We start from the raw sequence: 14,573 nt of genomic DNA, 5'->3' as shown, positions 1-14,573 counted from the left end.
ATTCTGGAGATACGTCTGCTGAATTCAATAGTAATAAAATTCAAAAATGAGATTAACAAAAACATTCAAGGCCTTTTTTGAAAGCGAAAAAGCCGGAGGACTATTGTTACTTTTTGTAACCATACTCTCGCTTTGTATCGCTAACTCCCCGATTCAAACACAATATATTGCATTTTGGGAAACTCAATTAGGACCTCATTCAATTACACATTGGATTAATGACGGACTGATGACTATCTTTTTCCTGTTAATAGGTTTAGAACTGGAACGCGAAATTTACAAAGGTGAATTGTCCAGCATCAAGAATGCTGCATTACCTATTTTTGGAGCCTTGGGCGGAATGGTTGTTCCGGCAGGAATCTTTCTAGCCTTAAATTTTGGAACCTTGACGCAAAACGGAGCAGGAATTCCTATGGCTACGGACATTGCTTTTGCTATTGGTATCTTATCATTATTAGGAAATCGCGTTCCTACATCACTTAAGGTATTCTTGACTGCCCTAGCGGTAATTGACGATTTAGGCGCCATAATTGTAATTGCGATATTCTATACCTCAACAATTGCTTTTGTAAATTTATTTATAGCCATAGGGATTCTTGGAGGTTTGTTTATTCTGAATCGAATGAAGGTTCACAGTTTATTCCCCTATTTAATTGGCGGTGTTTTCATGTGGTATTTCATGCTTAATTCTGGAGTACATGCTACTATCACTGGAGTTTTATTGGCTTTTGTGATTCCGTTTGGTGATGGAGGAAAGAAAACTTCCTCTTATAAAATTCAACATTTTTTACATAAACCGGTTGCGTTTTTCATTCTCCCTTTGTTTGCGATAGCCAATACGTGTATTGCGATAAATTCTAACTGGCATGAAGGATTGAATCACCCTAACACGATAGGAATTATAGCAGGACTTGTTATTGGAAAACCACTTGGGATTTGGCTTTTCTCGTTTTTAGGCGTTACGCTGGGGATTTGTGTTTTGCCCAAAGATTTAAAATGGAAAACTCTTATTGGCGCAGGAATGCTAGGCGGAATTGGTTTTACAATGTCCATATTTATAACATTGCTTGCTTTTAAAAATGATGGTGAAGAGGTAATTACATATTCTAAAATTGCGATTCTGATTGCTTCTTTTATTGCAGGAACGGCTGGTTTCTTTTGGTTGAAACAAACCTTAAAGAAACCCATTAAAAAAACAAAAAAGATTGAAATAATTTAAAAAAAGCGTTTGATTTTAAAAAATCAAACGCTTTTTAAATAGCAGTATATCGAAGAAATTATCCCTTGATTTGTTTCAAAGAAGTTTTGATTCCTCTTATCAATGACGAACTGAATCCGTGCATTTCCATTTCGTTCAATCCCGCTATGGTGCAGCCTTGTGGTGTGGTTACACGGTCAATTAACTGTTCTGGGTGAATTTGTTCTTCCATAATCATTTCGGCAGCTCCTTTTACGGTTTGTGCTGAAATAGCTAATGCAGTTTGCCAGTCAAATCCTATTTCGATTCCCGCTTGCATCGAAGCACGAATGTAGCGCAAGGCAAAAGCTGTTCCGCTGGCCGCAAGAACCGTTGCTGCATCCATTAATTTCTCGTCTATAATAGGAGCTGTTCCTAAATCTTGGAAAAGAGCTACCACGTTTTGCGCTTTCTCTTTGTCTTTTTCATGGAAAGCAATACAAGTTGCCGATGCACCAAATTGCGAAGCGATATTCGGCATGATTCGGATAGCGCTATTGGAAGCACCTATCTTATTCTGTAAATTTTCAATAGACAATCCACTCACCGCCGAAGCGATTACTTTATTAGAAATGACAGGAAGTATTTCTGCCAAAACAGTATCTACTTGGTACGGCTTTATGGTCAGGATAATAATATCTGCATCTTGAATTTGATACTTGTTATCTGCAGAAACGATTACTCCTAGTTGTTCTAAATATAGAATACTGCTTGTATTTCTTCTGGTTATCGTGATTTGATTTCCTTGCGAAAATTTCGACAACCCTTTTGCAATAGCGACGCCTAAGTTTCCTCCGCCAATTATGTGAATTTTCATTTTATTTTTAGTTGTTGTGGTTATTTAATAGCTCGAATGGTGGTTAATCATTCGGTTTTTTATTCTAAAATTAAAATCCTAAAATCAGATTTGCAATTCCGAAGTAAATCATAATCCCAAAAACATCGTTTGTTGTTGTGATAAATGGCCCTGTAGCAATTGCTGGATCAATGTTGTTTTTATGCAGAAAAAGGGGCACCAAAGTTCCCAAAATTGCTGCAAATAAAATGACTACCACAATCGATATTGATATAGCCATTCCTACTTGAAATTGTCCGTACATGAACGTATGATAGCCCAAAACCATCATTGCAATTATAGTTCCCGAAATCATGGCAACGGCTATTTCCTTACTAAAATAACTACGACTAAACTGTTTCAAAGTCCCGTTTGCCAAACCTTGAACAATAATTGCCGATGCCTGAACCCCAATATTTCCAGCTGTTGCTGAGAGCAAAGGCATAAAAATAATAAGTGTGTAAAATTTTTGAGAAGTCCCTTCATTCCCTTTTATAACATAAGATGCTATTAATTCAATAAGCATTCCCATAAGTAACCAAGGCAAACGTGCTTTGGTATGCTCATAAATACTGTCATTCGTTTCAACGTCTTGGGTAATACCTGCGGCCAATTGGTAATCTTTATCGGCTTCGTCCTTGATTACATCGATAATGTCATCAATCGTGATTCTACCCACTAACCGACCCAATTCATCAATAACAGGTATGGCTTCTAAATCGTATTTCTGCATGATTCGGGCAACCTCTATATCTTCGGTATCTACTGTTACCGAGTTTAGCTTTCTAATATAAATATCATTAATAGGTGTTTTTGTTGAAGTGGTCAATAAATCTTTGAGCGACAAACGCCCTTTCAATCTATTTTCGTCATCAACCACATAAATAGAATGTACTCTGGAGATATTTTCGGCCTGAATACGCATTTCTTTTACACAAGTAAGGACATTCCAATTTTCATTGACCTTAACCATTTCCTTGTGCATGATTCCACCGGCAGTATCTTCTTTATAACGAAGTAAATCAACAATATCCTTGGCATGCTCAACATCTTGAAGCTCAGATATTACCTCAGCTTTTAAATCTTTGGAAAGTTCCGCAATAATGTCAGCGGCATCATTTGTCTCTAATTCATCCAGCTCTTCAGCGATTTCTTTTGCCGAAAGTCTACCTAAAATATTCTCCCGCAAATCGTCTTCTAATTCAAGAAGAATTTCTGCTGTTTTATCACTGTCTAATACTTTAAAAATATAAGTGGCCTCGTCAAAATCAAGCTCGTCAAGAATTTCGGCAATATCAGCATGGTGCATATCATTCAATAAAACTTCCAGTTGCTGGTCGTTTTTGTTTTGAATAAGTTGCTCTAATTCCTGAATAAGTTCTTTGCTGATTTTAAACTCCATCGGCTTCTATTTTTTGGGTAAGTTCTATGAACTGTTCTACACTTAGTTGTTCTGGTCGAAGATCAAAAACAGGATCCTCTCTCAGTTTATCTGACAAATTTAAGGTTTTTAAACTGTTACGCAAAGTCTTTCTGCGTTGTTGAAAACCTGTTTTTACCACTGTGAAAAATAATTTTTCGCCGCAAGGCAAGCTATAATCTTCTTTTCTGCGCAAACGCAAAACTCCTGATTTTACTTTTGGTGGCGGAATAAAAACATTTTCATCGACTGTAAATAAATATTCGGCATCATAAAATGCCTGTACCAGAACCGAAAGAATTCCATATGCTTTAGTTCCCTTTTTTTCACAAATGCGCTGCGCCACTTCTTTCTGGAACATCCCAGCAAATTCTGGAATTTGATGGCGATATTCTAATGTTCTAAAAACAATTTGCGTCGAAATATTATACGGGAAATTCCCTATGATAGCGAATTGTTTTCCTTCAAAAGTTTCATTAATATCATACCTCAGAAAATCTTTAGAAATAATTTTATCCTTTAATTTCGGGTAATTTTCATCTAAATACGTAACCGACTCTGTATCGATTTCTATAACGTAAGTATTGATTGGTTTGTCCAATAAATATTTAGTCAAAACACCCATTCCTGGTCCTATTTCTAATACATCATCATATCCTTCTAGGTTCAACGTATCGGCAATATCTTTTGCTATACTTTCGTCTTTCAAGAAATGTTGTCCGAGGTGTTTTTTTGCTTTTACTTTTTCCATATTGTCATTGCGAGGCACGAAGCAATCGCTTCTTTTAGGTTTATTTTGCACAAAGGCGCAAGTTTATTTTATTAAATATTCAGAAAACTATCGCAAAATCAATACTGCGACTACTTCTTATATCCTATTTTTTCTCGTTCTGGAATGATTTCTTTCTTTTCCATAAGTTCATCTACATATTGAAAAACGAGTTCTATATTTTTTCCCTGATTTTCAATTTTCTTTTTCATTATTTCAAAATCAATTCGTAAATCCGAATTATCGGAAAGCAGTTGCCTTGTTTTTGTAAATATCCGCATTATCTGAATATTGGTTTGAATTGCTTGTTCACTATTCAAAACACTCGATAACATCAACACTCCATGTTCCGTAAAAGCCATCGGCGCATATCGCAAACCCATCTTTTCAGAATTGGAGATCACAATTTGTGACCTCCAATTCTCAAATTCTGCTTTAGATAATTCAAACATAAAATCTTCTGGAAATCTATTCAAATTTCTTCGTACAGCTTGCTTTAAAACCCTTGTTTCAACCCCATAAAGTGTTGCCAAATCACGATCTAGCATTACTTTTTGATTTCTAATGAAATAAATCTTATTGATAACGGTGTCATCCGGAATTATTAAAATTTTATCGTTCATAAAATGAAATTTTTATATTTTTTATAATTGGAGGTCGCAAATTGCGACCTTCAATTATTTCAATTTTTACAATCCGACTTGATACCGCAAATTGCGACTTCAAGGTTTTGATTCAAAACCATACCCTGAATGTGATTGCTTCGTTCCTCGCAATGACTCTAATAATCCGCAAGCAATTCTAGTTCCGTTCTAAAAGCAAGCATTTTGTCTCCAAATAACTTCACTCCTTCTTCACGAAAACCAGGTGCATCTTCCTGATAATATTTTTCTAGGGTTTCTTTGCTATCCGTTGTATATTGAACAGAATAAGTCACTCCACCCATTTCTTCTTCGATTAAAACCCGTACCATTCTTGCCGATGAGAATTTCCCTGTAGCAAGAATTTCAGGAATGTGTTTGTGTTGCATCCAAATCATCCACTGATCGTGAACGCTTTCATGTATGTTTGTGGTAACGTTGTATATTATCATTTTTTTTTTGATTGTTAGATTATTAGATTGTTAGATTGTTAGACTTTTTCAAAAAATTCAACAATCTAGCAATCTGTTTTATAAATTAGTATCACCTCGCAGTTGCCTAAATGCCTTTCTGGCATCAACAAAATAAATACTGTCCTGATGATTGAAAATTATCTTTTCGTACAATGGCTTTGCCTTTTCTGGCAACTTTAATTGTTTGTTATAAATTTCTGCCGAAAAAAACAAAGCTTCATCAACATAAATCCCGTCACTATGATGGTCAATAATATTTTGATATTGGCTTAAAGCAAAAGTAAAATCACCTAGTTTCTCGTAAATTCTTCCTAAACGCAATAACGTCACCGCCTCTATTTCCTGCCCTTTGTAATTTTTTAATATCATCTGAAATTGAGCTTCCGCTTCCTGATTTCTGTTTTGATATAAAAGATAATCTCCTTTTGCAAATTGTTTCAATGCTGTTTGTGTCGAATCAGCAACGGTATTATCATTAATCAAAAGAAAATATTCCAAGGCATCGTTGGCAATCAGTTGTGTATTGGCTGATTTCAGTTCCTTGAATTGTTTCAATGCCCAGACAAAATCAGTCTTGAAATAACTCGTTTTTGCTGATTTTAAACTGGCTTCATGCGCAATCACATCATTTTTTAAATCCAATTCAATTTGGGAATAATAAATTAATGCCTGATTGAACTTTTCCTCATAAAGCAAAATATCCGCCAATTCCATTTTGACCTGAGCCACATCATAATCATTCAATTGCAACTCCAGTGCTTTTTTAATTATTGCTTTCCCATCTTCTGGTTTTTTTAAATTAAAAGCAACGAAATGCGCTTGAATCAGCTGCAAAGATAAGGTAAAAGGACTTATTTCATATTGTTTCAATAAAGCCTGTAATTCTGTGTTGATGGCAGCAAAATCTTTTTCTTTAGCCTTCGCTATTTTCATTTTCATCAAATAGGAATTAGCTTGAATCAAAAGCTCTAGGTCTTTGGTGTTTTCCAAAACAAAACCAAGAATTTCCTTTGCCGCGTCCTGATTGTCTTCCTCAATTGCCAATTGTCCTAAATTCACAATATTAGAAAGTGATTCCGGGTCACGTTTATAAATCGCTTTTTCTTGGATAAATGCTTTTTCAAATTCTTTTTGTTGCACATAATACCAACTCAAATAACGATTCCAGAAAATATCCTGATTTTTTTGAGTCCTAACAATTAATGCCTTGCGCAAGGTTTCATTAAAACTGGCATCTCCCTCATCAACCATAAAACGAGCCAATTGATTTTGAATCATTATCGAATTTTGAGGATTCGCGTAGGCTTCATTCAGGAAGGTCGAAATCATCATTTCGGCATTACCCAATTGCCCGTAGAGCAACGCTATTTGATAGTTGAAATTGAAATTAGGTTCTAATTCTGTAGCGGTTTGATAGGATTTCAGCGCATAATCCAGCAATACTTTTTTCTCAAAAGAATTAGAAATACCATAAACTTCATTAGGATTTTTCTTGATGCGTTCTAATGCCTGATCATAGAAATTCTTGGCTTTGGCATCGTTTTTTTGCAACTGAAAGTTATAGCCTAATTCAACAAGAAGATTTCCCTGTTTGTATTTATCTAATCGAGTTTGTATTGCTTTCTCTGCAACATCAAACTGCTTTAATTGCTGATAACAGTCGATTGTTCTCAGAAAATATTGCGTGTTTTGTGGAATGTTTTCCAATAACTCTTCATAACTGATTTTGGCTTTTTCAAAATCGCCTTTGTCATAATAATACTGAGCCAATTGTTCGTTTTGAGAAAACGCAAATAGCGAGAATGACAAAGTAATATAAAGAAAGAGCTTTTTCATTTTCAATATTCGGTTTTAGTCGCAGTCACAGTTTTCAGTCACAGGGCTGTAAACTGTGACTGATAACCGCAAGCTAATTAATCTATAATATCAAACCCGCAATACGGACGCAACACTTCTGGGATTACGATTCCTTCCGGAGTTTGGTAATTTTCTAAAATTCCAGCCAAAACTCTTGGCAAAGCCAATGAACTTCCGTTTAACGTATGTGCCAATTGATTTTTTCCGTCTTTATCTTTGAAACGCAATTTCAAACGATTCGTTTGAAAAGTCTCAAAATTAGAAACTGAACTAATTTCTAACCAACGATCTTGTGCCGTAGAAAAAACTTCGAAATCATACGTCAAAGCCGATGCAAAACTCATGTCACCTCCACAAAGACGCAATATTCTATAAGGTAATTTTAATTCACGCATAATACTTTTCACGTGTTCTACCATTCCGTCCAAAGCTTCGTATGACTTATCCGGATGTTCTACACGAACAATTTCTACCTTGTCAAATTGATGCAAACGGTTCAATCCACGTACGTGCGCGCCATAAGAACCTGCTTCACGACGGAAACATGGCGTGTAAGCCGTAGTTAAGACCGGCAATTCACTTTCGTTAAGGATTACATCACGAAACAAATTCGTTACCGGAACCTCAGCCGTTGGAATTAAGTATAAATCATCGGTTTTATCATGGTACATTTGACCTTCTTTGTCCGGCAATTGTCCCGTTCCGTACGCTGATGCTTCGTTGACCATATGCGGAACCTGAACTTCATTGTAACCGGCAGCGGTATTTTTATCCAAGAAATAATTAATCAAAGCACGTTGTAATCGTGCTCCTTTTCCTTTATAAACTGGAAATCCTGCGCCAGTGATTTTTACACCCAATTCAAAATCGATGATGTCGTATTTTTTTACTAATTCCCAATGCGGTTGTGCGCCTTCGTGCAAAACTGGAATTTCCCCTTCTTCAAAAACGTTTAGGTTTTCCTCCGGCGTTTTTCCAACAGGAACAATATCCGCAGGAAGATTGGGTAACGTATATAATTTCTCTAAAAGTTCAGCGGCAAGTGCATCAGCAGTTTCGGCTAAAGCTTTACTTTTTTCTTTGTTTAAAACGGTTTTTTCTTTTAGAATGGCGGCTTTCGCTTTCTCTCCGCTTTTCATCAATTCGCCAATGTCTTTGGATAATTTATTAGATTCGGATAAAATGTTGTCTAGCTCCACTTGCGTAGCGCGACGTTTTTCATCCAGTTGTACCACTTCTTCAACAACACTTGTAGCATCGATGTTTCTCTTTGCTAAAGCCTTGATTACTTTTTCTTGATTCTCTCTAATAAATGCAATTTGTAACATAGTTGATTTTTTTAAACGCTAACTTATATAATAATGGTAGCAAATTTAAGGAAATGTTTGATAGAAATGGGACAAAAAATTAGTCCAAAGTCCAAAGTCATAAAGTCACAAAGTCAAGCTCTAGGAAATAACCTTATTTAGTAACCCTTTATTTAAATATAATATTATGTTGAAAAGACAATGGAGTACTACAGAAAAACACCTTTAAGACTTTTGACTTTTGACTTTCTTCTACTCTCTTTTAATCTCATGACCTACAAATTCTTCTATGGTTGCAAACATGTCGTCTACAGAAAGGACTTCAAAATCGGGGTGAGTTTTTAAAAAAGTAGCATTCAAAGTAACGAGGTTCTCTTCTATTTCGAAAAAAGTGTCGTTGTTGAGCAAATCTCGGATAGGATTTACACCTTCCAGTTTCCCTTTCAAGAATTTATTCAACTTTACGCTGCTCATTAATTTTACTTTTTTGGATTGTTGTTGGAACAATTCCAAATGCTTTTCGGCGCCAATTAATGCCAACCCTTCTTCTATTAATTCGTTTAATTCTTTATCCCACCCCGAATTGTATACAAACTGAGCAAAATTTCCTTCGGCATATTGTGACGTGTAATAATCTAAATAATAACTCATTATGGCATCTTCGTGAATCAAATCATCGTTTACGCCTTCCTCGCGCATTAAATTGATTACCGAAATATTAGAGTGGATCACATCTTGAAGGTTCTCACTATTAAAGGCTGTTTCTGAAATAATTATTCTACCGAATTCCATAGGTTTTGTGTTTGAATACTAAAGTGCAAATTTCAGTTAAATAAAAACAGAAACGAAATACAATTTGATTTATATGCTATCAGATTCGTTACTGTTCTTTTTATGATTCATTTTTGCAACCAAAGCTTTCAAACGTAAGGCTTTTTCTTTTTTTTCTTCTTGAAGTTTAGCCTTTTTCCGATTTAGCAATTTGGTGTGTAAAGCCTTATTTTTGGTGTTCTTTTCGGGTCCTTTTGCCATGGTTTACAGTGTTCTTTAATTACGGTTACAAATATAAATAATCATTTTACATTATCTCAAAAAACGTCTTACACTAACAAATCCCCTAGCCCCGATAAAAGTGGAAATCCTTATTGTTTTTTCTTTAAAAACAATAAGATTGCAATCTCGTCTTTAAAACGAGACGGGAAATAGCTTCAAATAAAAATTCTATTGCTTATTTTTGCACTCAATAAAATTGAATCATGATACAGAATCCAAAAAGATATACGATTACAGCGGCATTACCTTATACAAACGGACCGATTCACATTGGCCATTTGGCGGGTGTCTACGTGCCTTCGGACATATATTCCAGATATTTAAGATTGCAAGGAAGAGACGTTTTGTTTGTTTGCGGAAGCGACGAACACGGCGTGGCGATTTCGATGAAAGCCAAAAAAGAAGGCATTACGCCACAGGAAGTAATCGATAAATATGATGGAATAATCCGTAAATCGTTCTCTGATTTTGGAATTTCTTTTGATAATTATTCCAGAACTTCGGCTAAAATTCATCATGATACGGCTTCGGAATTTTTTAGAAAACTGTATGAACAAGGCGATTTTATTGAAGAAGTGACCGAGCAATTGTATGATGCAAAAGCAGATCAATTCTTGGCAGACCGTTTTGTGGTGGGAACTTGCCCAAAATGTGGCAACGAAGAAGCTTACGGTGACCAATGCGAAAAATGTGGTTCGACACTGAATGCTACAGATTTAATTAATCCAAAATCGACAATAACTGGAGAAACTCCGATTTTGAAATCGACGAAACACTGGTTTTTGCCTTTGGACCGTTACGAAGATTTCTTGAGAGAATGGATTCTGGTTGGACATAAAAATGACTGGAAACCGAATGTTTACGGACAAGTAAAATCTTGGATTGACGGTGGATTAGAACCTCGTGCGGTAACTCGTGATTTGGATTGGGGAATTGACGTTCCTGTTGAAGGTGCTGAAGGAAAAAAATTATACGTGTGGTTTGATGCGCCAATTGGCTATATTTCTTCCACCAAAGAATGGGCTTTGCGCGAAGGAAAAGATTGGGAACCATACTGGAAAGATAAAGATACAAAACTGGTTCACTTTATTGGGAAAGACAATATTGTTTTCCATTGCATCATTTTTCCTGCTATGCTGAAAGCCGAAGGAAGCTATATTTTGCCGGACAACGTTCCTGCAAATGAATTCTTGAACTTGGAAGGAAACAAATTGTCTACGTCTAAAAACTGGGCAGTTTGGTTGCACGAATATTTAGAAGAATTCCCGAATCAGCAAGATGTTTTGCGTTATGCGTTGACATCAAATGCACCGGAAACTAAGGATAATGATTTTACTTGGAAAGATTTTCAGGCGAGAAATAACAATGAATTAGTAGCAATTTATGGTAATTTCATTAATCGTGTCGTGGTTTTAACCAATAAATATTACGAAGGAATCGTTCCAAGTCCGAACACATTTTCGGGAGTGGACGAAGCTACTTTGACCGAATTGAAAGCATATCCGGCCGTGATTTCGAGTTCGATTGAACGTTATAGATTTAGAGAAGCTTTGAGCGAATTGATGAATGTTGCCCGATTGGGAAATAAATATCTTGCCGACGAAGAGCCTTGGAAAATGGTAAAAACCGATCTAGGTCGTGTACAAACCCAAATGTATGTGGCGTTGCAAATTGCTGCTGCACTGAGTTCACTATGCGAACCGTTCTTGCCATTTACAGCCAAAAAATTATCAAGAATTCTAAAAATAGAAAGTCCATTGAACTGGAATACAATCTCAGAAACTTCTGATTTGATTCCAGCGGGTCACCAGATTGGCGAAGCTGAATTATTGTTTGCCAAAATTGAAGACGAGGAAATCCAAAAACAAATAGACAAACTGGAAGCGACTAAAACCGCTAACAAAGCGGAGAATAAAGTTGCAGAGCCGCAGAAAGAAGCGATTCAATTTGAGGATTTTGCCAAAATGGATATCCGTACAGGAACAATTCTGGAAGCCGAAAAAATGCCGAAAGCAAACAAGCTTTTGATCTTAAAAGTAGACACTGGAATTGATGTTCGCACTATCGTTTCCGGAATTGCCGAAAGTTTTAAACCAGAAGATATTGCAGGGAAAAGAGTAACTGTTTTAGTGAATTTGGCTCCAAGAAATCTTCGTGGCGTAGAAAGTCAGGGAATGATTTTGATGACCACAAATACCGAAGGAAAACTGGTTTTTGTAAATCCGGATACTGATGGAGTTGCTAATGGAGAGACAATAAATTAAGAAAAATCAACCACGAATTCGCAAATTATTTTTTTACTTTTAAATTAAAATTTGCGAATTCGCGGTAAAACATAAAACCATGAGTTTAAAAGTAATTGCTTTCGACGCCGATGATACCTTATGGATCAACGAAACGTATTTTGATGAAACCGAGAAGAAATTTTGTGGTTTAATGGAAGATTATTTGTCGCATCAAGGAATTTCAAAAGAACTCTTTAAAGTAGAAATCGACAATCTGAAATTATACGGTTACGGAATAAAAGGCTATATTCTTTCTATGATTGAAGCAGCCATGTCTATATCAAATAATACAATTCCGATTGAAATCATCGAAAAAATTATCCGATACGGAAAAGAATTACTTGAAAAACCAATCGTCTTATTGGATGGCGTAGAAGAAACTTTGGAAACTTTACACGGAAAATATAAATTGGTCGTCGCCACCAAAGGCGATTTATTAGACCAACGCCGAAAACTGCACAATTCTGGTTTGGGACATTATTTTCACCATATCGAAGTGATGTCAGACAAGCAAGAAATTGATTATTCTGATTTGATCAAACGATTGGAAATACAACCATCCGAATTTTTTATGATTGGAAATTCCTTAAAATCGGATATTCTTCCGGTTTTAGCTATTGGCGGACATGCAGTCCACATTCCTTTTCACACGACTTGGGCACACGAAAAAATCGACCATAAAGTAGAGCATGAAAATTTTAGTGCTTTCGAAAAAATAACTGATGTATTGAAGAGATTACAATAATACTTCCTCTAGGTGACGCTATTACTCATTAAGAATTTGCCGATTACAGACAGTTTTCAACCTGAATACTCGCATAATTGTACTAATTAATAAGGTAAATAGTATAAAAAAGATAATATTTGTATGATTTTTAAAAAAAATATATTTTACTTAGCAAATCTTAAATACTGATTAACAAATACTTAAGTCTAGCCTATTCTTTAGTACTTATAGAATTTTTGATAAACTTTATATAATTAACGGTTTAGTTTTTTTATATAATATTGTGATGTATTTTTGCATAAATTAAAAATTGAAAACAATTATGAAAAAAATCATACTTTCGTTAGTATTTGCTTCTGTTATGACCACTATGAGTGCTCAAACAGAAACTGTAAAAAGCACAGAAGCATCAGTTGAAACTCCTTTCAACAAATGGTCTGTAGAATTAGCTGGTGGTTTTAACAAATACCAAAGACCATCAACAGCAGGTTATAACACAACACTTGTTAGTCCTTACGTTGTTGACTTCGGTGTTCGTTACATGTTTAACAACAAATTCGGTTTGAAAACTGATTTTGGTTACAACAGCTTCACAAATAAAGATAATTCAAAAAGTTTTGACACTAAGTACTACAGAGTAGACTTACAAGGTGTTGCTAACTTAGGAAGAATCATGAGTTTTGAAACTTGGACTAAATCTATTGGTTTATTAGGTCATGCTGGTGTAGGTTTGTCATTCTTAGAAAGAAAAGATCCTTCTTACTTAAAAGACAGAATGGGTAACTTCATGGCAGGTTTAACTGGTCAAATCAAATTATCAGACAGAATTGCATTAACTGGAGATTTTACTACTATCATTAACGCAAAACAAAATCTTGCTTTTGACGCAGCTAGTTCATCTAACACTAAAGGTTTTGGTGGAATTCTTTTCAACGGTACTGCAGGTATTACAGTTTACTTAGGTAAAAACGTAAAACATGCTGACTGGGTTATCGATAACGAAGGTAAATTTGATGCAATTGATGCAAGATTTGCGGCTATCGAAAACAAAATGTTAGATTCTGACAATGATGGTGTAGCTGATTATTTAGATCAAGAACAAAATACTCCTGCTGGTCAAATGGTTGATACTAAAGGAAGATCTATTGACAAAAACAATAACAATGTTCCTGATGAAACTGAAGCTTACATCATGAAAAACTATGCAGCTAATACTGGAGACGGTTCTGTTGTATACAATAATGAATTGATTAAAAGTTTAATCAATGGTGGTTATGTAGCTGTTTATTTTGATTTCAACAAATCAACACCAACAAATGTTTCTACTGAAGGTACTGATTTTATCTTAACTTACTTAAGAAACAATCCTTCTGCTTCAGTTGATATTATTGGTCATGCTGACGAATTAGGAAGATCTGCTTACAATGATAAATTATCTAATGCAAGAGCTACTAATGTAAAAAACACTTTAGTAAAAGCTAATGTAGATGCTTCAAGATTGAATGTAGTTGCTGCTGGTGAAGACACTTCAGTTGATAAAGATTCAGATGCTGCAAGAAAATTAGTAAGAAGAGTTACTTTTAGAGTAAAATAATTTACTTCTCTATATCAAAAAGCCCTAAAGGAAATTTTAGACTGAACCCAAAAGTTTGGACAAATTTATAATTAATTTTGATAATAATGAGCTCGATATTGTATCGGGCTCATTTTGTTTAAATTTGATTTAATTCTTATGCTATTGTAATAGTTTATATATTTTTTAATTTCCCGCTTTAGTTCTTCTAAACTTGCAAATTTTTGTATGTAAAACAGTTCTGATTTTAGTATTCCAAAGAAGTTTTCAATAATGGCATTATCTAAACAGTTCCCTTTTCTAGACATACTTTGTTTAATTCCTTTTTCTTTTAACAAGTATTGGTATTGTTTCATTTGATATTGCCAGCCTTGATCTGAGTGTAAGGTCAGATTA

General features: G+C 35.1%; 14 protein-coding genes. 4 read left to right on the top strand and 10 right to left on the bottom strand.

The annotated features are described in order from the left end of the window. Positions 1–46: 46 nt before the first annotated feature. Positions 47–1,219, top strand: a complete 1,173-nt coding sequence (gene nhaA, locus BUC23_RS02370) for a Na+/H+ antiporter NhaA (protein WP_073204870.1) — start codon at positions 47–49, stop codon at positions 1,217–1,219. A 58-nt stretch (positions 1,220–1,277) separates the two neighbouring features. Here nhaA and proC read toward each other — a convergent pair whose 3' ends face one another. From proC to BUC23_RS17430, 9 genes are all read right to left on the bottom strand, one after another. Next, positions 1,278–2,054, bottom strand: coding sequence for a pyrroline-5-carboxylate reductase (gene proC / locus BUC23_RS02365; protein WP_073204867.1), 777 nt, complete (start codon positions 2,052–2,054; stop codon positions 1,278–1,280). Between the two features lie 70 nt (positions 2,055–2,124). Continuing rightward, positions 2,125–3,474, bottom strand: coding sequence for a magnesium transporter (gene mgtE, locus BUC23_RS02360; RefSeq protein ID WP_073204864.1), 1,350 nt, complete (start codon positions 3,472–3,474; stop codon positions 2,125–2,127). Beyond that, complete coding sequence (rsmA, locus tag BUC23_RS02355; protein WP_073204861.1) at positions 3,464–4,243, bottom strand: 16S rRNA (adenine(1518)-N(6)/adenine(1519)-N(6))-dimethyltransferase RsmA; 780 nt, start codon at positions 4,241–4,243, stop codon at positions 3,464–3,466. Before rsmA ends, mgtE begins: the two co-directional genes overlap by 11 nt. 110 nt (positions 4,244–4,353) lie before the next feature. Further along, positions 4,354–4,884 (bottom strand): ORF6N domain-containing protein, encoded by a 531-nt coding sequence (locus BUC23_RS02350; RefSeq protein ID WP_073204858.1) that lies wholly within the window; start codon positions 4,882–4,884, stop codon positions 4,354–4,356. A 158-nt stretch (positions 4,885–5,042) separates the two neighbouring features. Then, a complete protein-coding gene (locus BUC23_RS02345) occupies positions 5,043–5,354 on the bottom strand; it encodes a DUF4286 family protein (RefSeq protein WP_073204855.1) in 312 nt (103 codons plus the stop codon). Between the two features lie 78 nt (positions 5,355–5,432). Then, on the bottom strand, positions 5,433–7,211 hold the full coding sequence (locus BUC23_RS02340) for a tetratricopeptide repeat protein (protein WP_073204852.1): 1,779 nt from the start codon (positions 7,209–7,211) through the stop codon (positions 5,433–5,435). A 77-nt stretch (positions 7,212–7,288) separates the two neighbouring features. Further along, positions 7,289–8,560, bottom strand: a complete 1,272-nt coding sequence (gene serS / locus BUC23_RS02335) for a serine--tRNA ligase (RefSeq protein WP_073204849.1) — start codon at positions 8,558–8,560, stop codon at positions 7,289–7,291. A gap of 231 nt (positions 8,561–8,791) precedes the next feature. Further along, positions 8,792–9,331, bottom strand: a complete 540-nt coding sequence (locus tag BUC23_RS02330; RefSeq protein WP_073204846.1) for a DMP19 family protein — start codon at positions 9,329–9,331, stop codon at positions 8,792–8,794. A 69-nt stretch (positions 9,332–9,400) separates the two neighbouring features. Beyond that, positions 9,401–9,571: a hypothetical protein gene (locus BUC23_RS17430; RefSeq protein ID WP_167365547.1), complete on the bottom strand. Its 171-nt coding sequence runs from the start codon at positions 9,569–9,571 to the stop codon at positions 9,401–9,403. Positions 9,572–9,795: 224 nt separating this feature from the next. Between BUC23_RS17430 and metG the strand changes: the two genes are divergently transcribed. The 3 genes from metG (at position 9,796) to BUC23_RS02315 (ending at position 14,198) form a co-directional block, all read left to right on the top strand. After that, positions 9,796–11,856 carry a methionine--tRNA ligase gene (gene metG, locus BUC23_RS02325; RefSeq protein WP_073204843.1) on the top strand — a complete coding sequence of 687 codons (2,061 nt, stop codon included), beginning with the start codon at positions 9,796–9,798 and terminating at the stop codon, positions 11,854–11,856. A 79-nt stretch (positions 11,857–11,935) separates the two neighbouring features. After that, a complete protein-coding gene (locus tag BUC23_RS02320) occupies positions 11,936–12,622 on the top strand; it encodes an HAD family hydrolase (protein WP_073204840.1) in 687 nt (228 codons plus the stop codon). Between the two features lie 304 nt (positions 12,623–12,926). Next, the gene (locus tag BUC23_RS02315; protein ID WP_073204836.1) at positions 12,927–14,198 is read left to right on the top strand and encodes an OmpA family protein; all 1,272 of its coding nucleotides are present in this window, start codon (positions 12,927–12,929) and stop codon (positions 14,196–14,198) included. Between the two features lie 71 nt (positions 14,199–14,269). Here the strand turns inward: BUC23_RS02315 and BUC23_RS02310 are convergent. Further along, positions 14,270–14,573: IS3 family transposase (locus tag BUC23_RS02310; protein WP_139259757.1), on the bottom strand; the 304-nt coding region annotated here is incomplete at its 5' end.

The sequence above is a fragment of the Flavobacterium xinjiangense genome, assembly GCF_900142885.1.
Lineage (GTDB): Bacteria > Bacteroidota > Bacteroidia > Flavobacteriales > Flavobacteriaceae > Flavobacterium > Flavobacterium xinjiangense.
Note: the sequence above shows the minus strand (reverse complement) of the source record. Positions and strands in the feature narration are given on the sequence as shown.

Bases quoted from the DNA above. Each gene is read 5' to 3' on its own strand.
- rsmA (WP_073204861.1), bottom strand. From the start codon at position 4,243: ATGGAAAAAGTAAAAGCAAAAAAACACCTCGGACAACATTTCTTGAAA.
- BUC23_RS02345 (WP_073204855.1), bottom strand. From the start codon at position 5,354: ATGATAATATACAACGTTACCACAAACATACATGAAAGCGTTCACGAT.
- metG (WP_073204843.1), top strand. From the start codon at position 9,796: ATGATACAGAATCCAAAAAGATATACGATTACAGCGGCATTACCTTAT.
- BUC23_RS02350 (WP_073204858.1), bottom strand. From the start codon at position 4,884: ATGAACGATAAAATTTTAATAATTCCGGATGACACCGTTATCAATAAG.
- BUC23_RS02340 (WP_073204852.1), bottom strand. From the start codon at position 7,211: ATGAAAAAGCTCTTTCTTTATATTACTTTGTCATTCTCGCTATTTGCG.
- nhaA (WP_073204870.1), top strand. From the start codon at position 47: ATGAGATTAACAAAAACATTCAAGGCCTTTTTTGAAAGCGAAAAAGCC.
- BUC23_RS02320 (WP_073204840.1), top strand. From the start codon at position 11,936: ATGAGTTTAAAAGTAATTGCTTTCGACGCCGATGATACCTTATGGATC.
- serS (WP_073204849.1), bottom strand. From the start codon at position 8,560: ATGTTACAAATTGCATTTATTAGAGAGAATCAAGAAAAAGTAATCAAG.
- BUC23_RS02330 (WP_073204846.1), bottom strand. From the start codon at position 9,331: ATGGAATTCGGTAGAATAATTATTTCAGAAACAGCCTTTAATAGTGAG.
- mgtE (WP_073204864.1), bottom strand. From the start codon at position 3,474: ATGGAGTTTAAAATCAGCAAAGAACTTATTCAGGAATTAGAGCAACTT.
- BUC23_RS02315 (WP_073204836.1), top strand. From the start codon at position 12,927: ATGAAAAAAATCATACTTTCGTTAGTATTTGCTTCTGTTATGACCACT.
- proC (WP_073204867.1), bottom strand. From the start codon at position 2,054: ATGAAAATTCACATAATTGGCGGAGGAAACTTAGGCGTCGCTATTGCA.
- BUC23_RS17430 (WP_167365547.1), bottom strand. From the start codon at position 9,571: ATGGCAAAAGGACCCGAAAAGAACACCAAAAATAAGGCTTTACACACC.